Below are 18,690 nucleotides of genomic sequence, written 5' to 3' on the forward strand. Positions count from 1 at the left end.
ATAACCCCACCTCCTCACCTTCTCTGTTTTTTTCCCTGTGGGGGGGGTTTTTTTTTTTTAACCCCCCCCGGCGGGGCCGCGGCCCCCCCGGGCCCGCGCCCCCCCCACGACACCTCCCTGCGGCCGGACGCCCGTACCGGGCCTCCCCTGTGTCCCGGCTACGGGCGTCAGGCCGCGATCTCGATCTGGACGTGGTCGCCGACGACCAGCCGGTGGCACTCCTCGCCCCGGGCACCGGGCGTCACACTGGCACCCCTCCCGATCAGCGAGCCGTGCAATCCGGTGACCGCGAGGATCGAGGCGTCGTCCAGGACGATGGAGTCCGAGAGCCTGGAGGACCGCACCGTGCAGCGCGGCCCGACGGAGGCGTACGGCCCGATCTGGCTGTCCTCGACGACCGTTCCCGCGCCGATCACCGTAGGCCCCACGATCCGCGAACGCGTCACCCGGGCACCCTCCTCGATCACCACAGTGCCCACCAGCTCGCTGTCGGGCCCGACCTCGCCGGACACCCGGGGCGCGAGCCGGCCGAGCATCCGCCGGTTGCACTCCAGGACGTCCTCGGCACGGCCGGTGTCCCTCCAGTAGTCGGTGAAGCGCCCCGCCTCGACCCGTGACCCGTGCTCCAGGAGCCACTGGACCGCGTCGGTGATCTCCAGTTCCCCGCGTGCGCTCGGCGCGATCGCGTCGACCGCACGGTGCACCTCCGAGGTGAAGAAGTACACACCGATCGCCGCCAGATCGCTGCGTGGTTCACCGGGCTTCTCCGCCAGACTCAGCACCTGCCCCGCGGCGTCCAACTCGATCACGCCGAAGGCCCGGGGATCGGGCACCTGGCGGACGATGATCCGCGCGGCGGGGCGGCTCTCGGCGAACTCCCGGGCGTGCGCGGTCAGGTCCCCGTCGAGCATGATGTCGCCCAGGTACAGGACGAAGTCGTCGTCCCCGAGGTATTCGCGCGCCAGTCGCACGCAGTGCGCGATGCCCAGAGGCTGCTCCTGGTGAATGTAAGTGAGCCGCAGGCCGAAACGGCTGCCGTCCCCGATCGCCTCGATGATTTCTTGAGCCCAGTCACCGACGATAATCCCGACCTCTTTGATATCGAGATCGCGAATATTCTCCAGAACGTATTCGAGGACCGGCTTCCCGGCGATCGGAACAAGCTGCTTCGGCATGGCGTAACTGATCGGGCGCAGACGGGTCCCCGAACCGCCCGAGAGTACAAGTGCCTTCATTCCGTTCCGCCCTTCAGCGCAATCACGGAAATTCCACGTCACTGTAGACCGCACCGCACGAACGGCGCTTCTCGCAGAATGCCCACGACCTCGCAATCCCGGAGATGCGCGGACGCCTCGGCCGCCAGGAGGATTCCAGTGAAAGTGGGGTGACCACTTCCTGACGGCGGAAAAAGGAGACTCGGTGGACGTGGCAGCGCAGTACGACGTCATCGTGGTGGGCGGCGGGCCGGCGGGCTCGACCGTGTCCACGCTGGTCCGTAAGAGGGGCCACCGGGTGCTCCAGCTGGAGAAGGAGACCTTCCCCCGCTACCAGATCGGCGAGTCCCTTCTGCCCGCGACCGTCCATGGCATCGCGCACCTGCTCGGAGTCGGCGAGGAGCTGAAGAAGGCCGCCTTCACCATCAAGCACGGCGGGACGTTCAAGTGGGGCGCGAGCCCCGAACCGTGGACGTTCGACTTCGCGGTCTCTCGCCGGATGGCCGGCCCGACGGGGTACGCCTACCAGGTCGAGCGCATGAAGTTCGACAAGATCCTTCTCGACAACGCCCGCAAGCACGGGGTGGAGGTACGGGAGAACAGCGACGTCCTCGACGTGCTCAAGGCCGAGGACGGCCGGGTACGGGGGGTGCGCTACCGGGACGCCGAAGGCCGCGAGCACGAGGTGCACAGTCGCTACGTCGTCGACGCCTCCGGAAACACCGGCGGGCTGTACAAGAAGTCGGGTGCCAAGCGCGAGTATTCGCCCTTCTTCCGTAACCTGGCCCTGTTCGGCTACTACAACGGCGGCAAGCGGCTGCCCAAGCCGAACGACGGGAACATCTTCACCTGTGCCTTCGAGCACGGCTGGTTCTGGTACATCCCACTCACACCCGACCTGACCAGCGTCGGCGCGGTGGTGAACCGGGACTCGGCCAACCTGGTGCAGGGCGACCCCGAGAAGGCCATGGCGTCGTTCATCGCGGCGTGCCCGCTGATCGAGGAGAAGCTCTCCGACGCCACCAGGGTCACCGAGGGCCCCTACGGCGAGCTGCGGGTCCGCAAGGACTGGTCGTACAGCAACACGAAGTTCTGGGCGCCGGGCATGGCCCTGATCGGGGACGCCGCCTGCTTCGTGGACCCGGTGTTCTCCTCCGGGGTGCACCTCGCCACCTATAGCGGCCTGCTCGCCGCCCGCTCGCTCAACTCCTGCCTGGACGGAACGGTCGACGAGACCAGCGCGTTCGAGGAGTTCGAGGCCCGCTACCGGCTGGAGTACGGCCGGTTCTACGAGTTCCTCGTCGGCTTCTACGACATGCACCACTCCGAGGACTCCTACTTCTGGCAGGCCAGGAAGATCTCCAACACCGCCGATTCCGATCTGGAGTCGTTCGTCGAACTCATCGGCGGGGTCTCCTCCGACGAGTTCGCGGACACGGCGCGAGCCAAGCAGCGGTTCTCCGAGGCCTCGAACGAGATGGCCGGCATGGTGCACACCTCCGCGGGCGACGCCGAGCAGCCGCACGGCGCCTTGCCCGGCAAGGTGGTGGGCCGGCTCATGGAGCAGGGCGCCACCCTCCAGGCCCGCGCCCTGCTCGGCGACGACGCGGGGGCGGAGCGGCCGGTCAGGCAGGGAGGCCTGGCCGCGTCAACGGATGGTCTGGGCTGGGTCACCTATGCTCAGCCCTGACGGGGGGGCGGCCCTGGCCGCCACTGCGCCGCTGGGCGGGGAGCCTCTGACCGTCTTCCTGCTCCAGGTCGGCATACTCCTCGTCTGCGCCTACGGCCTGGGGTGGCTGGCCGCACGCGTCGGCCTGCCGCCCCTGGTCGGCGAGCTGTCCGCGGGGGTGCTGCTTGGTCCGACCGTGTTCGGCCAGGTCCTGCCGGGCCTCTCCGACCGGCTCTTCCCCGCGGACATCTCCCAGGCGCACCTGCTCGACGCCTTCTGCCAGTTCGGGATCCTGCTGCTGGTGGCCATCACCGGGGCCCAGTTCGACACCCGGATCCTGCGGCGGCGCGGCGGACTGGCCGCCCGGGTGAGTCTGGCCGGTCTCCTGATACCCCTCGGGCTGGGGATTGCCACCGGATATCTGGTGCCGGCTTCGCTGCTGACGGACTCCGGAGAGCGGGGCGTCTTCGCCCTGTTCCTCGGAGTCGCCATGTGCGTCACCGCACTTCCGGTGATCGCCAAGACGCTCGCAGACCTGAACATGACACACCGCAACATCGGCCAGCTGCTCATCGCGGCGGCCGTTTTCGACGACGCGGTGGGCTGGCTGCTGCTCGCCCTGGTGACGGCCATGGCCAGCGGGGCGGCCGGCGGGCCCGTGATCCTGACCACCATGGCCTGGACCGCCGTGTTCGTCGCCGCGGCCTGCGCGGTGGGCGGTCCGCTGGGCAGGCGGCTGTCGCGTACCGGCGGCAACCGGATCCCCGTCTCGGTCATCACTGTCGGAGTGGCCGCCGTCGTCCTGTACGGGGCGCTGACCGCTGCGGCCGGGATGGAGGCGTTGTTCGGGGCGTTCGTCGCCGGAGCGACCCTGCTGCGGCACATCGACCCCAAACGGCTCGCACCGCTGCGCACCCTGGTCATGGCGGTGTTCGCCCCGGTGTTCCTGGGCAGCGTGGGGCTGCGCATGGACCTGACGGCGCTCGCGGAGACATCGGTTCTGCTCACCGGCATCGCCATCCTGTTCGTGGCCTCGCTCGGCAAGTTCGCCGGAGCCTACATCGCTGCTCGCAGCGGCGGGATGAGCCGGTACGAGGGGCTCGCGCTCGGGGCCGGCATGAACTCACGCGGAATGATCGAGGTCGTCATAGCCCTGGCCGGACTGCGCATCGGCGTACTGAACACCGCCACATTCACCATCATCGTGCTGATCGCACTCGTCACCTCGGTGACCGCGCCTCCTCTGCTGCGCTGGACGAGCAGCCACATCGCCTTCGAGCCCGAGGAGGAGGAACGCGAGGAGCGGCTGACCGGCTGGAACACCGAATCTGTCCTCGCGGGCGGCTCCACGGCCAACTCAGCACGTCAGGAGAAGACCACGGACGCCCCCTGAGTGCAGGCTAAGTGGTTACCGTTCCGCCGGCTCGCCGGCGGAACGGTAACCACGTACGGAACCAAGAGGAGAACTCTGTGAGCGTCACCGACCCCACCCCCGGCGCGGACACTGCATCCGGTCAGGGAGACGGCATCCGTATCGCAGGCGCGCGGATCCACAACCTCAAGGATGTCTCACTGACGATCCCCCGCGACCGGATCACGGTCTTCACGGGGGTCTCCGGCTCGGGCAAGTCGTCGATCGTCTTCGACACCGTGGCCGTGGAGGCGCAGCGGCAGCTCAACTCCACCTTCAGCTGGTACATCCGCAACCAGCTCCCCAAGTACGAACGACCGCAGGCCGAGGCGATCGAGAACCTCACCACTCCGGTGATCGTCGACCAGAAGCCGGTAGGAGGCAACGCCCGCTCCACCGTCGGCACCATGACCGACATCCAGCCCATGATCCGGGCACTGTTCGCCCGGTTCGGCACGGCGAAGGGCAAGGAGCCGGGGTCGGCCACCGTCTCCTCGTTCTCGTTCAACGATCCCCAGGGCATGTGCCCCGACTGTGACGGACTCGGCCAGAGCATCGCCCTCGATCTGGACAAGATGCTGGACCGGTCGAAGTCCCTGGACGACGGGGCGGTCCTCTTCCCCGAGTACAAGGTGGGCAGCCCCGACTGGCAGATCTGGGCGAAGTCCGGCCGACTGGACTCGGCCAAGCCGATCGCCGACTACAGCGCGGACGAGCTGGACACGCTGCTGCGCGGCACCGGCGGCAAGGTCACGCTGAAGACCAAGAGCACCGAGTTCCAGACGAACTACGAAGGTCTGGCCGACCGGTTCGAGCGGCTCAACCTCAAGCGCGACCTCAGCGCGCTGAGCGACCGCAAACGCGAGGTCATCGAGCGCTTCGTCACGGACGGCGTCTGCCCGTCGTGCCGGGGAGCGCGGCTCAACGCCGCCGCCCTCGACATCCGGATCGGCGGGAAGAACATCGCCGACTACTCGGGCATGGAGGTACGTGACCTCACCGAAGAACTCGCCGGTATCGAGGAGCCTGCCGCGGCCCCGCTCGCCGCTGCCGCGCGCACGGCACTGCTGCGGATCGTGTCCATCGGGCTCGGCTATCTGACCCTGGACCGGCCCACGGCCGACCTCTCCGGGGGAGAGGGGCAGCGGCTGAAAATGGTCCGCCACCTCGGCAGCGGCCTGACAGGACTGACGTACATCTTCGACGAGCCCAGCATCGGCCTTCACCCGCGCGACGTGGGGCGGCTCAACGAACTGCTGCGTGCGCTGCGTGACAAGGGAAACACCGTGCTGGTCGTGGAGCACGACCCGGACGTCATCGAGATCGCCGATCACATCGTTGACGTAGGCCCGGGCGCCGGGGTGCACGGGGGCGAGATCGTGTTCGAGGGGTCCTTCGCCGAGCTGCGGAAGGCCGAGACCCGGACCGGCGAGGGGCTGCGGCGCGGGGCGCGTGTCAAGGACGACGTACGGAAGCCCACCGGGGAACTGACCGTCGAGAACGCCGACCTGCACAACCTGAAGCAGGTCTCCGTCACCGTACCCACCGGCGTGCTGACCGCGGTGACCGGCGTGGCAGGTTCCGGCAAGAGCAGCCTGATCGCCGGCGTCTTCATGCGGACCCACCCCGACGCCGTCTTCGTCGACCAGTCCGCGATCGCGGCCTCCTCCCGCTCCACGCCGGTGTCCTACCTCGGACTCATGGACCCGCTGCGCAAGCTGTTCGCCAAGGAGACCGGCGCGAACGCCTCCCTGTTCAGCTTCAACTCCAAGGGCTCCTGCGACGAGTGCCAGGGGCGCGGGGTCATCATCACCGAGCTCGCCTTCATGGACCCGGTGACCACGCACTGCGGCGTCTGCGAGGGACGCAGGTTCAAGCCCGAGGTCCTTGAGCACAAGCTGCGCGGCAAGTCCGTCGCGGACGTCCTGGAGCTGCCCGCCGACGAGGCGGTCGAGTTCTTCACGGAGAAGACGATGCTGCCCAAGTTGCGCGCGCTCGTCGACGTCGGCCTCGGATACCTCAGCCTGGGCCAGCCGCTCTCCAGCCTCTCCGGCGGCGAGTTGCAGCGCATCAAGCTCGCCGACCAGCTGCACCGCACCGGCACCGTGTACGTGCTGGACGAGCCCACCACCGGCCTGCACATGGCGGACGTGGACACGCTGGTGGCACTGCTGGACGGGCTCGTCGAGGCCGGCAACACGGTCGTGGTCATCGAGCACAACCTCGACGTGGTGCAGCAGGCCGACTGGATCATCGATCTCGGCCCGGACGGGGGCCGGGACGGCGGTGAGATCGTGTTCACCGGCACCCCGAAGGAACTGCTCGCCGCGGATTCCTCGCTCACCGGCGAGTACCTGCGCCGGCATCTGGAAGCGGCGGCGGGCTGACCCCGGGTCTTCTCCGAGCCGCCCCGGGAGAAGTGGGAGGAACCTCGGCCGCTCAGCCCCGTTCGCGGGGTCCGGCGGCCGGGGTTCCTCCCGCGCGGTGCACTTCGCGGTCCTCAGACTGCGGAGGCCACTGCGGCCTGCGCGCGGGCGCTGTAGGCGTCGAGCAGCTGCTGAGCCTTCACGGCGGCCTCACCGAAGGCATTGACCGGATCCGCTCCGTTGCGCAGGACATCGTCCATCGCCCCGGTGATGATCTCGTTGATGCCCGCGAAGTCGCCGAGGAGCGCACCGAGCGCTGCCGGTGAGCGATCGGAGCCCTTCAACTGCTCCCCAGCCACTCGCTGCTGCGGGCGCCGCTCGAACCACCCCGACTTCTCCAGCCGGTCCAGGGCTGCCCCGGTCACCGGCACAAAGCCGTTGGTGCGGTGCCAGTCCGCGGCGTTGGCCGGGCTGATCAAGTACTGCATCAACGCGAGCGCCCCGTCCTCCGTCGCCTTGTCGAGCCCATGGGCGAGCCACAGCGAGTCGCCCGAGACGGGCTGACCGGCGTAGGGGGATTTCGCGTTCCTGGGCAGCGGGAACACCGCGACCTCGAAGCCCGACTGCGCCCCGGCTTGGATGAGTTCCCGGGCCGCCTTGGAGGAGTCGAAGGTGAATGCGACCCGCTGCTGGACGAAGGCCTCGAAGGTGCCGCCCCAGTCCGACGGGCCACCGGTGTAGAGGTAGTGCCCCTTTTCCTGGAGAAGGGTCCACCAGCGGACCCAGTCGAGCATCTGCTGGGATGCGACGTCGACGGTACGGGCGGGCCCTGAGCGGCCGTTGTCCCGGTCCGCCAGCAACCCGTTCTGCAGTGCGATCGCCTGCTGGAACACCCAGCCGTCGTTCGGCCAGGTGATGCCGTGTCCGGTGTGGCCTTCGAGTCCGGCCAGGGCCTCGCAGGCTTCCACGACCTCCTCCCATGTCCTGGGAAGTTCTGTGACCCCGGCCCGCTCCAGAAGCTTGGTGTTGGCGTAACAGAGCATGGTGGTCACCGTGAGAGGAAGCGAGACCAGTTCCCCTCCGAAGGAGTAGGAGTCCCGGACCGTCGCGTCGAGGTCCCCCACCACCACGGGCTCGCCGAGTATCTCGGTACGCCCCGCCAGCGCTGCCCCGACCGAGGTGAACAGAGGCGTCCCGTCCGCCCGCCGGGCATCGCGCGCCAGCTGGCTGTCGGTTGCGTAGTACCCCGCGACGTGCGGGGCACGGCCCTCGCTCACAGCCTGGGCCACCATGTCCGGCATGGTCCAGAAGTCATGGCCGGTGATGTCGATGCGATATCCGGGATGGGCACGCTCGAACTCGGCGGCACGCTCGCGCAACGGAGCGAGAAATTCACGGCCGTCGTAGGTGGGAAAGGGGTAGTTCGCCAGCCAGACGTCCAAGACGATCCGCTCGTCCTCCGGCTGTTCCGGGCCCTGACTGTCCTTCGGTTCTGGAGCCTGCAAGGTCTGCCTCCTGGGCGTGAGCGGACGGTGGATAGGGGTCTGAGACATCGTCGATTCCCGCTCGGGTCGGGGCATCTCCATTTATGCGGAATCGAGGGATTTCCCGCGTGGGGCCGGGCTGGCCTTCAAGGAGCTCAACGCTCTTCCCGGAGCAGGAGGGCGCCCAGAGGCGCGTAATACGGCCGCAGAGAGCCTTGTGAGGGCCCGGAGGGGCGGTCAGGGACTGAAGGGACTCAACTTCCTGAAGGCAGGCGAATGCGTGCACCAGTTCCTGTCGCCGGCGCCAGGTGGCGGCGATGCGCGGGTGCGGGCGGCGGCCTCCACGTCTGGTACCGGCTCCCCGCACCAGGTACCGCGCCTACGCAGGCTCCAGCCCGAAAGTGGACCTCGCCCGGCAAGAAGGTTCTCGACGAACAGCTGCCCAGCGGCGAGCCGAAGCTGCGGACCGTGTCCGACCAGCCGACCGTCAAGTTCGGAACCGTCCTGGTGATCGTGGACCACCCCGCCTCGATCGGCGCTCTCCCGCTGGCCGTGGCCCGGGACGCGGGCCGCCAGGCTGCCTGTCTGCCCGGACTGGCCATGCGACGGATCGCCGACCTGCACCGGGGCGGGCACACCGACGAGATCACCGCCGAGCTTCCGTCCTGGTGCGCTTGGCACCCGCTATCGCCCGGAGCCGGGACCCGTCGAAGGCGACATGCCAAGAACGGTCCGGAGGACGCCGAAGACGACCCACCCGATTCGCAGCTTCGGCAGACTGCGAGGACGAGGAACTCCCACCACTACGAGGAGGCATTCGCATGCGGCGGATTCCCGTCCACACCATCGACAGCGCGCCCGCAGCCGGCGGAGAGATTCTGCGCCGCCTGGAGAAGCGATACGGGAGGGTGCTCAACATCCACGGAGGGATGGCCCATTCCCCCGTAGTCCTGGAGGCATACGCAGCCATCACCGGGGCTATCGCCGAGCATGGCACCTTCGACGCCCGCACGCGCGAGGCGATAGCCCTGGCCGTGGGCGCAGTCGATGCGTGCGCGTACTGCCAGTCGGCGCACACGGTGTCGGCGAAGGTGGCGGGCTTCACGGTGGAAGAGACCGTGGCGATCCGCCGCGGAGAGGGGGGCGACGATGTGAAGCTCGCCGCCCTGGTCCAGGTCGCGAGGGAGATCGCCGGCGAGATCGGTGAGGCATCCGACGCGGCGTGGGACGAGGCCGTGGCCCAGGGCTGGACGGACACCGAGCTGACCGAGTTGTTCGTCCATGTGGCACTGAACCTCTACACCAACTACTTCAACCACTACGTCCGCACGGAATTCGACATCCCCGCCGCCCCGGACATCGACGACTGATCCCACTCGTCCGCTCCCGTCCGGCTCCGGGGCCGCGCAGCTCCGGAGCCGGCAGAGAGACCAGCCCCGCGGTCGCCCATCGAGACCTCAGCGCCCCACAGGTTCGGGTATCGTCTGCGCCACAATCGTGGTAGCCCTCTGTCCCGGCATCCGTGCACGCCCAAATGCCATACCGGACAGGAAAGTTGACTTCCAGTCAGGCGATTTCCAGTCAGTACGCGGCGCCGGTGGTGGACTGCACGACCGGGCGCCCCTGGTCCAGCGGGGAGGCTTCTTCATGAGTCGAACGGGCGTGCGTCCCAGAGTTCTCGTCGTAGGGGCAGGCCTGGCCGGCACCGCAACGGCGATCCGGCTACTCCACTTCGCGCGAAGACCTCTGGAGATCGTCCTGCTGGAGCGGCACCCCGACTACCGCTCTGCAGGTGTCGCCTACCACCGCGACGGCAACCCCTGGGACCACGTCTTCAACATCCAGGCCGGCCGGATGTCCGTGTTCCGGGAGGACGTCCTCGACTTCATCCACTGGGCCAACCAGGAGGCCGACCGCCGGGACTGGCCGCAGCGCTGGGCCGCCCAGAAGTTCACCGAACAGGGCCCGGCCCCCCGCCGCCTCTTCCAGGACTACCTCGACGACCGGCTGGCCGAGGCCAGAAGAGAGTCCTGCCCCGGCGTCGTCCTCGTCGAAGCGGACGGCGAGGCGCTCGACATGCAGGCGTGCGACCGGGGCTTCGAGGTGACGCTCGGCGGCCTCGCTGCCTACGGAATCGAAGGTCTGCGCCCAGGACCCGTGGCGGACACACAGGTGCTCCAAGCGGACCACGTCGTCCTTGCCACTGGGCTCGAACTCAAGGAGCCACCCTTCGCGGCTGAGGCCGCCGGGCACCCCTCCTTCGTGCGGAACCCGTACTCCGCGACCGGAATCCGCAAACTCTCCCAGCTGCCGCCCGACGCGACCGTGGCCATCGTCGGATCGGTGCTGAGTGCCTACGACTCGGCGGGCCTGCTGCTGCGTAACGGCCACACCGGGCGCATCCACCTCATCTCAAAGTCCGGGACGATCTTCCGCACCTACCCCGGCACCCACGAACACGGCGTGCTGTGGCTGCCCCGCCCCGACACTCTGCTCGAGCCCTACCGCAACCGCGAGGAATTCCTCGCCCGGGTCAGGGCCGCATGGCAAACGGCCTGCTCGACGGTCCGGGAACAACACCCCGACATCGCCTCCGTGATCGTCTCCGAGCGGATCGCCAAAGCGTGGGAGCCGTACCTCCCCGAGGTCATCGAACGCATCCCGACGGACGAGCTGCGATGTCTGCTGGACGAGTTCGCCACCACCATCGCCGCCCTGCGCGTCGGTGCGGTGGAGTACACGATGGCGGTCATCGAGCGCGCGATGCACCCCCAGGACGGACGGGTGGAACTGGTCGTCGGAAGGGTGCAAGCGATCACGCCCGCCCAGTCGGGGCGGCTGCTGGTCTCGGTCGCCGCGCAACACGAGCGACACAGCGTCGAAGCCGACCTGGTGGTATCCAATTTCGGCAGGGAGTTCGACTACGAGAAGGTCGGACAGCCACTCTGGCGAAACCTCCTCCGGAAGGGCGTCGCGGTCCCTCACGCACGCACCGGGCGCGGCCTGGAGGTCGATGAATGCGGAACGCTGCTGGACGCCGACGGCCAGCCGGCCGGCCCCGTCTCCACGGTCGGCGTGCTGCGGGAGGGGGACGAGATCGTCCGGCACGGTCGAACCGGCGCGTTCGCGTTCAACCTCGCCGCCATCAAGAACCACTCGGTCTCCGTCGCCGCGCACGTGATCGAGCAGCTTGAACTGCGGCTGGACGGCTTGAACGACATCGCGGCCCAGCATCCCCGCTACCACAGCTATGTCAGCAACCCGGAGGAAGCGGACCGGGCGGCGCTGGAGGAGTCTGTGTTACTGGAAGTGCGGAGGCTGGCCACGCGTGAGCGAAGGGAAAGAGAGGCACTCGACTCCCGCCTGAACGCGAGCATCCGATCCCTGGGCGGTCTCCCGACACTTCCGGCGGACATCTCCCGGCACGACCGCCTGATGAGGGCGGCCGTCAACCGGGTGGCCGTCGAACGGCTCAACGACGTCTCCGTGACGCCACGGCAGCTACGTCGACAACTGGGGATAGGGAACGCCGAAAATCCGGAGGGCTAGTTGAACGGGAACGGGCGACGGATTCTGGGAATTCTTCTGGCCGGCGGCACCGAAAGCGTGCTGCAGGGCACCTGTAACCGGACAAGGAGTCCACGCGAGGGAACCATCCTCGTCGCCCCTTCTCTCGAAGCCGGGCTGTATGACGCCATCGTGGCCGCGCGCGCGGTGGTGTGCGGCTCCGGTGGACTCACCGGCCACATGCAGTCCCTGTGCCGAGGCAGAGGGATACCCGTGCTCCGCGTCGACGAGGCGGACCTCGCCGACCTGGTCGGCGAAGTGACGCTGTACCTGGAAAGCTCGTCGATCGTTGTCGGACCGGAGACGCCCCCAGAGCCCGAGGCCGACAGTCCCACACTGGATGACCTCGGCTCGGCGTGCGCGGTGATCGCGGACCTGCAGGACATCACCACCATCAACTCCTCCGGACCGAACGCCGCACGCGTCGAGTCCTTCTTCATCCGCGAGGAGTTTCTCTGCCTCGCCCTGGGCCTGAGCCCGCTCGACGCCATGGCCGGCGGACCCGCCGATATCACCGCCTACGGACAGGCCATCGGAGAGCGGCTCTGCGGCTTCGTCGAGGCGCTCCTGCCCGGCCAGCGGCTGGTCCTGCGCATGCTTGATCTGCGCTCGGACCACGCGGCCGACGTCACAGAGACCGCCCCCGTCGCGGTCGAGCCCAATCCGGAGATGGGCATGCACGGCGCACGCTGGCTGCTCGGCTCTGTCGCCTACCGCGACGCCCTGCACGCTGTGCTGGCAACCCTGCGCAAGCGCCTTGGCGACGACGCCGACCGCGTGCAGCTCTCGGTGCCGTTCGTCAGCGACGAGACGGAGTTCGCCCAGCTCAGAGCCCATCTCAACTTACCCGACGGCGCTCCCCTGTCCGCGTTCATCGAGACGCCCTCCGCCGTCCACGCCACCTCGGCGATGTGTGCCGCCGGCGTCAGTGAACTGTTCGTCGGCATCAAGGACTTGGTGCAGTTCTATCTCGCCGCGGACCGGGGCAACCACTTGGTCGCAGACTCCTACCGCACCCGTCACCCGGCTGTCCTGGACGGTGTGCGCAGGGTCGTGGAGTCCGCCCGCGCCGCAGGCACCCCGGTACGGGTCTTCTCGCTGGCATCGGACCTTGACCACTACCTCAAGAACCTACCGACGCCCGACGGCTACATGATGTGCACTGCCGAACTCCAGCAGATGCTTCTGCCGCCCCCCTCCCGGACCTGAGCCCCACTCCACTCGTGCTGGTGACCAGCAGCCCGGTTCGCCGCTGAGCAGGGACGAACCGGGCCCGCACCGCGCGACACGGCGCAGGGCCGCCGGCTCCGGAACGGCGCGGTGGCGATCCGGTCGTGGTGCACGCCGGCGGCGTCGCGGATGGTGGCCCGCACGATGTCGGCTCGGGACAGCGGTCCGTCCGGTTGCGCGTCGGGAATCGGGGTTCCGTAGGCGGTGCCCGTGAGTGCGCAGAAGTAGATGGCGGCTTCGTGAGCTGCCTGGGCCGGGCTCGCGACCAGCGGGGTGACGTCGGGGGTCAGGTCGTCTGCGGTGAGGCGGGAGAACCAGCCCCCTCCGGCGCTCGGGCTCCGGCGCGGGTCCTCGAACTTTGGCGCATCGAGGCTGGTGGTGTCAGCCAACGCCGTCATGTCGTACTCCTCTGGCTCGGGGCCGTTCGCGGAGTCGCCCTCGATGGCGGGCTTCTCGGCGGTGCCCTCTTCGGCAGCGGCCTGTGGCCCGTTGGGCTGGGTGCTGGTGGCAGGCGCTTGCTCGATGGTGGGTTCGGTGTCAGTCGGAGGCTGCTCCTCGGGGACCGCTGCTGGACGGTTGGCGGCCTGCTCGGTGGCCTGTCGTTCCGGTGCGGCGGCTGGCGGCAGGTCTGTCCGCTCAGCGGCAGCGTCGGGGTCGGGCGGCGGTCCTGCGGTGAGGTGGGCGAGTTCGGCGTCGGTGTACTCCGGCCACGGCTCATTGCCGAGCCAGTCGGCGATGAGCGGGTGGGGCGTACCGGGGTGGGCGTCGGCCCAGATGATGACGGACTCGTGGGGTCGGCCGAAGGCGCGGCCGACCAGGTGGTTGTCCTGTGTCGAAGATGGCGACGGTCAGCATGGCCCTGGGGTGCGTGCGTGTGAGGTAGGGAGGCAGGACGGCGGCGGTGTAGGCGCGCCGTTCGTAGGTGAAGCGCCGCCAGCCGTCTTCGAGGTCCTCGGTGGTCACCTCCGGCATGTCGGCTTCGGCCACGACTTCGCCGACTGGGAGGTCGTGGCCGCTGACGGTGCGGATGACGGTGGCGGGTTCGGGTCGGGGTGGCGGCGGGGTGTAGGGGCCGGCGTATGGGTCCGGCTCCCCGATCGGGGGGACTGTCGCGCCGCGGCGGGCGGTTTCGTACTCCTCGAAGTGGAGCTTGTCGGCCGTGTTGATAAGCACCTTGCGGTTGCGTCGCCCGGTGGTGGTGGCTGTGTCGCAGGCTTCGGCGGCCCTTCCGGGCCCGGCCGCCAAGTCCCGGTGCCGTCCGGACCATCGCCCGTTCTCGTCCAGGCGCCGCGGACACTGGGCGGTCCCTGAGACGAGCCGGGTCGGCAGTCTCCACGCACCTGTCGGGGGCACGCTGACGGAGAACTGACCGAGGCTCCCGAACTACCGTGCCATCCCACCCCCCACCCCCCACCCCGCAGGCCAGCAAATCACTCGTTCGAAGTGGGATGCGGGTCTACAGAATGATTGGCGGCGGTTCAGACGTAGAGGCTTGGCGAGTGGTAGAGGGTTTCTGGGCTGTCCGGGACGGGGTTGTACTGCATGGAGTCGTGCCGGCGGTGGCGGCCGGACTGGCTCGCGTCGTACGCCGGGGCCTTCGGCGTCAGTCGCCCTTCAGCCGCAAGCATCTGTGCTCGTAGGAGCAGATCCTGGGAGTGCAGGCCGAGTTCTTCCGCAACGGCCTGAAGGTCCAGGCCGGACTGCCAGCTCCACTGCAATACGGAGTCCATCCCGGCCGTCCAGGTCACCGCGGCACCCGAAGCCCCCCTCTCCACGACAGGCGGAGGGGCAGGCGACACGGCTTCCGGGCGAGGATGGGGCACATGAGCGCCCACAGCTTCCGTGCGTGGCTCTCCTCCGGGTTCCGGGACGGGCGGAGCCGGCTGGAGGGACATTTCGGCAGGAGGGCTGAGCAACTGTTCAGCGACGGTACGGGCATCCTCCTTGCCGACCGTACGGCGCGCGACACGTACCTCGCGCTCGTTCAACCCCATTAGGTCGGCTACAGCGGCGTCGCTGCCGACAGTCACGGCAAACGCCGCCAGTGCCCTCGTCCGCCTAGCCAGCGCCTCGTCCATCACCGCCTGCGCCTCACGCACCTGATCGTCCGTGCTGCAGAACGCCTCGGCCAACAGCGTGTTTCGTTCCCAAAGTTCACGTGGCTCCACGCAGGCACCAACGTTTCCGCCCCGTCCGCGACACCCCATCACGGCCGCACCACCCGAAGGGCCCATCGACAGCCCGAGATGACAGCTGATCACATCAACCGATCGTCGGCACCCAAGTGGGGCCAAATCGCATTGGTACAGGGGCGTGAATCACACCACCCCGCCCCCTCCAGGCTGAGCTGGGGGAGGCCGAGGCCGCGTGGGAGCGGTTCGTGATCGCCCGGGAGACAGTCGGCGAGGTACTGGCGGAACCGCGCACGCCGAGGTGGCGTCGCCGGTCGCGGTGGACGCTGAGCAACCCGCGCGGGTGGTGGGTGCGGTACCCGGGTCGGTGGTGCCGGTGTGGCGGGACGGGCTTACTGCGGCGGTGCTTGCGCCGGAATACCAGCGGATCACGACCGCCCTGGCCAGTCCCGGCGGGGAGGCGATGGACTGCCGGCAGCTCGCCGCCGCGCCGGGTCTGGAGCCGGTGCCCGCGAAGGTGGAGGGAGTGCGGTCGAAGACGAAGCGGCTGGTGGTGCGGGGCTGGCTGTTTGAGGAGCCTCCGGGTGTGTTCAGCGTTCCTGCCGGGCGAGCGCTCCAGCGTGCGGCCCGTAGAGCGGCCGATCACGTTCGATGTCCCGCGAAATCGTTCCTGCGGTGAACGTCCGCGACCAGGCGGGTGAGAAGGAGCCATTGGGCACCTGTTGGTGGCGAGGCAGCCGGTAGAACGCGGAGGTGATCAAGAACCTTCTGCGCGGTCTCAGCGCACTCTGCACTCTCCCTCACCATTGTCCCGCTTCTGGCTTCCGCACCCGCCCACGGCCCGCAGTCCTTTCAAGGACTGCGGGCTGCTGAGGTGGGACTCCGGGGCCTCCGCGTGGACAGCCGCGCGCCGTGAGGCGTACGCGAACGACCAGGGTGCGACCACCTCGCTGGTCGCGGTGACACCCGCACGAACCGACAGAAGTCGGATCAGGACCCCGCCCAGTGGATGCCGGGCCGGCGGGCGCCCAGTGCCGGTACGCAGGGGAGTGGGTGGCAGCCAAACTCTGCCGGCAACTCACCGCCGACACCACGGAACTGGACGCCCTGAAGGTGCTCGCCGAAGGCCCCTGCGGAGCACCATCGTTCAGTACACCCCTGTCGCGTAACAGCCCCCGCCCGGTCGTTGAGTCTGTACGGCCGTACCGCACTACCCATCCCGGGCCAGGGGGTTCCTCAGAGTTCGTGACCGTTGTTCCAACGTTGTTGAAAGGTGCTCGCAATGAGCCGAGGCTTGATCGTCGTGGATGTGCAGAAAGACTTCTGTGAGGGAGGCAGTGTTCCCGTGACGGGCGGCGCCCGGATTGCCAGCGACATCGCCGACCTGGTGGAGCGGACCTCGGGCCGGGACTACCAGTACGTCGTGGCCACCCGCGACCACCACATCGACCCGGGCAGCCACTTCTCCGAGAACCCGGACTTCAAGGACAGCTTCCCCGTCCACTGCGTGGCCGGGGACGAAGGCGGCGAGTTCCACCCGCATTTCGCGCCCGCCGTCGCTGGCGGGAAGGTCGACGCCGTCTTCTTCAAAGGCGCCCACAGCTCCTCCAAGAGCGGCTTCGAAGGCGCAGATGAAAAAGGAACCTCCCTCGCGGACTGGCTGCGCGCCCGCGGCGTGGAAGACGTCGACGTCGTGGGCATCGCCACGGACCACTGTGTGCGGGCCACGGCGCTGGACGCCGTGAAGGCCGGCTTCCGCGCACGCGTACGCCTGGACTACTCCGTCGGGGTCGCCCCGGACACGACCAGCGCGGCCGTGGACGACTTCCACCGGGCAGGTATCGCCGTATCCGGCGAGACCCCCGTTCCTCAATAGTCTGAGCCGCACCTCACCCTCGGGCTCACCTGCTTACGGCAGGTACGTCCGAGGGTGAGGTGCACGGATCTTACGAGGACGCCGAAGGGGGCAGCGGCGCGCGCGGGAGGTCACCCGTAGGCGTTGCGACACGCCCGAGGGGGTAGTTGTTCGTCACGCCGATGGTGGTTTCGGTGTCGTAGGGGATGGCGTGCAGGCCGGTGATGCCGTTCTTGGTACGCCACCAGGTCAGGGCTTGGTAGCCGTCGAGCCAGACGAGGGATTCGGGCCGGATGACGCGGCAGCGGGTGAGGGTGGCGATGTCGGCGGCGTCGCGTGGGGAGGTGCAGTTGACCACGATGGAGGTGGCCCGGTCGACCTCCTGCTGCTCCTCGCCGGCCTCTGCGGGCATGTCTCCGTTCTGCGGGCCGGCTGCGGTGGCGGGGGTGGGGTGGACGTGGATGCGGCGGCGTTCGGTGCTGCGTGTCAGGGCGCGGGAGGCGAGTTGGTCGACCATGCGTTCGGAGTGTGAGGGCAGGGCTTGGAGGATGTCGACCAGGGGCTGGTAGCTGGCCGAGGCGATCATGTCCTTGGGGTCCTCGCCGGGCTGGAGGAAGGCGGGGATGATGATCCGGGCGGTCTTGGTCGTGCCGTCGGGGTTGGGGCGCAGGGCGCGTCCGATGTTCTGGACGACGTCGACCTGGGAGCTGCGCGAGCCGACGATGCACACGGCCTCGACTCCGCGTAGTCCGGTGATGTCGACCCCGACTCCGAGGGCCCGTACGGAGGAGAGGAACGCCCGGTGTACGCGCCGGTTGTGGGCGTTGATGCCGTTGGCGAACCGGTGGATCACCGCACGCCGGTGCGCGATGGGATGGTCTCCGCACAGCCAGTCCGCCCATACCCGGTCGGCAGGCACATGACGGCCTTCCTCCAGCTCGTACAGCTCGGCGTCGATCGACGACGCGGGCAGCTCCTCCGCACCGGCCAGCGCCGCCGCGGAGGCCTCGGCGGCATACAGCTCGGCGGCGGTGGCCGGCATCTGCGCGGCGAACGCTTCGGCTTCCTCGACCCGCTGGTGGAACACCATGGTGGTGTGCAGATTCTGCTGAGCCGTGTGTTCCAGCAGTGCGGCCTGGAGCAGGGCCATGTGCCGGCCACGCAGGGCGTCCTCGGACAGGCCCAGGATCGGGTCAGGGTCGCGGATCTCGAGCACGTCGATCTCGAACCCCGCAAGGATCGAGCGTTCCACCGCCTCCGCCAGACCGAGATCGAAAATCCGGGTGCCGTAGGTGCTGGAGTCGTCCTCCATCGACGCGATCACCACCTCCCGCCCGTCCCGGCCCCGCTGCGGCCGGGGCGCGGCGAGGATCCGCGGGGTCGCGGTCAGGTAGAGCCGGAAGTCGACCGGAATCCGGGACTGGTCGTGGATCGCCGCCCACGGTCGGCCCATGTCCCCCGCGGTCATGTGCCCCTCGTCCGGAATGGCCAGGTCGAACGGAGCCATCCGCTGCCCGTACAGCCGCTCTCCGCCCGCCAGAGCCGATTCCAACGGCCCAGGAACAGTCCGACGGCCAGAGACGTCGGCGGAGTCCTCGCGGTCCACAAGAGAGGCGTACGTAGCGAACACGACCACAGGCCCGGCCCCGGCCCACACGCCAGTTCAGTGCGACACCGCGGGTGATTGTCACTGGGGTGCTGCGGTAGTTGTCATCGGGGGTGGGGTGTCGTTCGTGCTGGTCGGGGGTGGGTTGGCTCCTGG

12 protein-coding genes and 3 pseudogenes are annotated in these 18,690 nt (G+C 68.7%); 10 read left to right on the plus strand and 5 right to left on the minus strand.

The annotated features are described in order from the left end of the window. Positions 1-167 precede the first annotated feature (167 nt). On the minus strand, positions 168-1,235 hold the full coding sequence (locus ACFWSK_RS35440; protein WP_383795635.1) for a glucose-1-phosphate thymidylyltransferase: 1,068 nt from the start codon (positions 1,233-1,235) through the stop codon (positions 168-170). Positions 1,236-1,419: 184 nt separating this feature from the next. On the opposite strand from ACFWSK_RS35440, the gene ACFWSK_RS35445 reads away from it, so the two are divergent. The 3 genes from ACFWSK_RS35445 (at position 1,420) to ACFWSK_RS35455 (ending at position 6,681) form a co-directional block, all read left to right on the plus strand. Next, the gene (locus tag ACFWSK_RS35445) at positions 1,420-2,904 is read left to right on the plus strand and encodes a tryptophan 7-halogenase (protein WP_383795637.1); all 1,485 of its coding nucleotides are present in this window, start codon (positions 1,420-1,422) and stop codon (positions 2,902-2,904) included. Next, on the plus strand, positions 2,891-4,276 hold the full coding sequence (locus ACFWSK_RS35450) for a cation:proton antiporter (RefSeq protein ID WP_383795640.1): 1,386 nt from the start codon (positions 2,891-2,893) through the stop codon (positions 4,274-4,276). The genes ACFWSK_RS35445 and ACFWSK_RS35450 overlap by 14 nt, the downstream gene beginning before the upstream one ends. Positions 4,277-4,353: 77 nt before the next feature. Further along, positions 4,354-6,681: an ATP-binding cassette domain-containing protein gene (locus tag ACFWSK_RS35455; RefSeq protein WP_383795642.1), complete on the plus strand. Its 2,328-nt coding sequence runs from the start codon at positions 4,354-4,356 to the stop codon at positions 6,679-6,681. A 113-nt stretch (positions 6,682-6,794) separates the two neighbouring features. On the opposite strand, the gene ACFWSK_RS35460 is transcribed toward ACFWSK_RS35455, so the two are convergent. Continuing rightward, entirely contained in the window at positions 6,795-8,165 is a 1,371-nt protein-coding gene (locus ACFWSK_RS35460; protein WP_383795645.1) for an extracellular solute-binding protein, read from the minus strand. A gap of 384 nt (positions 8,166-8,549) precedes the next feature. Here ACFWSK_RS35460 and ACFWSK_RS35465 point away from each other — a divergent pair. The 4 genes and pseudogenes from ACFWSK_RS35465 to ACFWSK_RS35480 form a co-directional block, all read left to right on the plus strand. Further along, positions 8,550-8,786, plus strand: a pseudogene (locus ACFWSK_RS35465) (transposase); the annotation flags it as partial. Between the two features lie 179 nt (positions 8,787-8,965). Then, a complete protein-coding gene (locus ACFWSK_RS35470) occupies positions 8,966-9,514 on the plus strand; it encodes a carboxymuconolactone decarboxylase family protein (protein ID WP_383795648.1) in 549 nt (182 codons plus the stop codon). A gap of 277 nt (positions 9,515-9,791) precedes the next feature. Then, a complete protein-coding gene (locus tag ACFWSK_RS35475; RefSeq protein ID WP_383795651.1) occupies positions 9,792-11,693 on the plus strand; it encodes an FAD/NAD(P)-binding protein in 1,902 nt (633 codons plus the stop codon). Continuing rightward, entirely contained in the window at positions 11,694-12,920 is a 1,227-nt protein-coding gene (locus ACFWSK_RS35480; RefSeq protein ID WP_383795654.1) for a putative PEP-binding protein, read from the plus strand. Here the strand turns inward: ACFWSK_RS35480 and ACFWSK_RS35485 are convergent. Next, on the minus strand, positions 12,860-13,339 hold the full coding sequence (locus ACFWSK_RS35485; RefSeq protein WP_383795657.1) for a hypothetical protein: 480 nt from the start codon (positions 13,337-13,339) through the stop codon (positions 12,860-12,862). The two genes, ACFWSK_RS35480 and ACFWSK_RS35485, sit on opposite strands and share 61 nt — an antisense overlap. A gap of 1,080 nt (positions 13,340-14,419) precedes the next feature. Next, positions 14,420-14,671 carry a hypothetical protein gene (locus tag ACFWSK_RS35490; RefSeq protein ID WP_383795660.1) on the minus strand — a complete coding sequence of 84 codons (252 nt, stop codon included), beginning with the start codon at positions 14,669-14,671 and terminating at the stop codon, positions 14,420-14,422. A 93-nt stretch (positions 14,672-14,764) separates the two neighbouring features. On the opposite strand from ACFWSK_RS35490, the gene ACFWSK_RS35495 reads away from it, so the two are divergent. The 3 genes and pseudogenes from ACFWSK_RS35495 to ACFWSK_RS35505 all read left to right on the plus strand — a co-directional run bounded on the left by ACFWSK_RS35495 (position 14,765) and on the right by ACFWSK_RS35505 (position 16,949). After that, entirely contained in the window at positions 14,765-14,938 is a 174-nt protein-coding gene (locus tag ACFWSK_RS35495; RefSeq protein ID WP_383795662.1) for a hypothetical protein, read from the plus strand. 1,010 nt (positions 14,939-15,948) lie between these two features. After that, positions 15,949-16,242: pseudogene (locus tag ACFWSK_RS35500) on the plus strand (HNH endonuclease); the annotation flags it as partial. Positions 16,243-16,355: 113 nt separating this feature from the next. Next, positions 16,356-16,949, plus strand: coding sequence for an isochorismatase family protein (locus ACFWSK_RS35505; RefSeq protein WP_383795665.1), 594 nt, complete (start codon positions 16,356-16,358; stop codon positions 16,947-16,949). A 130-nt stretch (positions 16,950-17,079) separates the two neighbouring features. Here ACFWSK_RS35505 and ACFWSK_RS35510 read toward each other — a convergent pair. Continuing rightward, a pseudogene (locus tag ACFWSK_RS35510) lies at positions 17,080-18,585 on the minus strand (helicase); the annotation flags it as partial. Between the last annotated feature and the right edge of the window lie 105 nt (positions 18,586-18,690).

Source organism: Streptomyces sp. NPDC058620 (assembly GCF_042717135.1).
GTDB lineage: Bacteria > Actinomycetota > Actinomycetes > Streptomycetales > Streptomycetaceae > Streptomyces.

Bases quoted from the DNA above. Each gene is read 5' to 3' on its own strand.
- ACFWSK_RS35440 (WP_383795635.1), bottom strand. From the start codon at position 1,235: ATGAAGGCACTTGTACTCTCGGGCGGTTCGGGGACCCGTCTGCGCCCG.
- ACFWSK_RS35450 (WP_383795640.1), top strand. From the start codon at position 2,891: ATGCTCAGCCCTGACGGGGGGGCGGCCCTGGCCGCCACTGCGCCGCTG.
- ACFWSK_RS35470 (WP_383795648.1), top strand. From the start codon at position 8,966: ATGCGGCGGATTCCCGTCCACACCATCGACAGCGCGCCCGCAGCCGGC.
- ACFWSK_RS35475 (WP_383795651.1), top strand. From the start codon at position 9,792: ATGAGTCGAACGGGCGTGCGTCCCAGAGTTCTCGTCGTAGGGGCAGGC.
- ACFWSK_RS35485 (WP_383795657.1), bottom strand. From the start codon at position 13,339: ATGACGGCGTTGGCTGACACCACCAGCCTCGATGCGCCAAAGTTCGAG.
- ACFWSK_RS35490 (WP_383795660.1), bottom strand. From the start codon at position 14,671: ATGGACTCCGTATTGCAGTGGAGCTGGCAGTCCGGCCTGGACCTTCAG.
- ACFWSK_RS35495 (WP_383795662.1), top strand. From the start codon at position 14,765: ATGAGCGCCCACAGCTTCCGTGCGTGGCTCTCCTCCGGGTTCCGGGAC.
- ACFWSK_RS35505 (WP_383795665.1), top strand. From the start codon at position 16,356: ATGAGCCGAGGCTTGATCGTCGTGGATGTGCAGAAAGACTTCTGTGAG.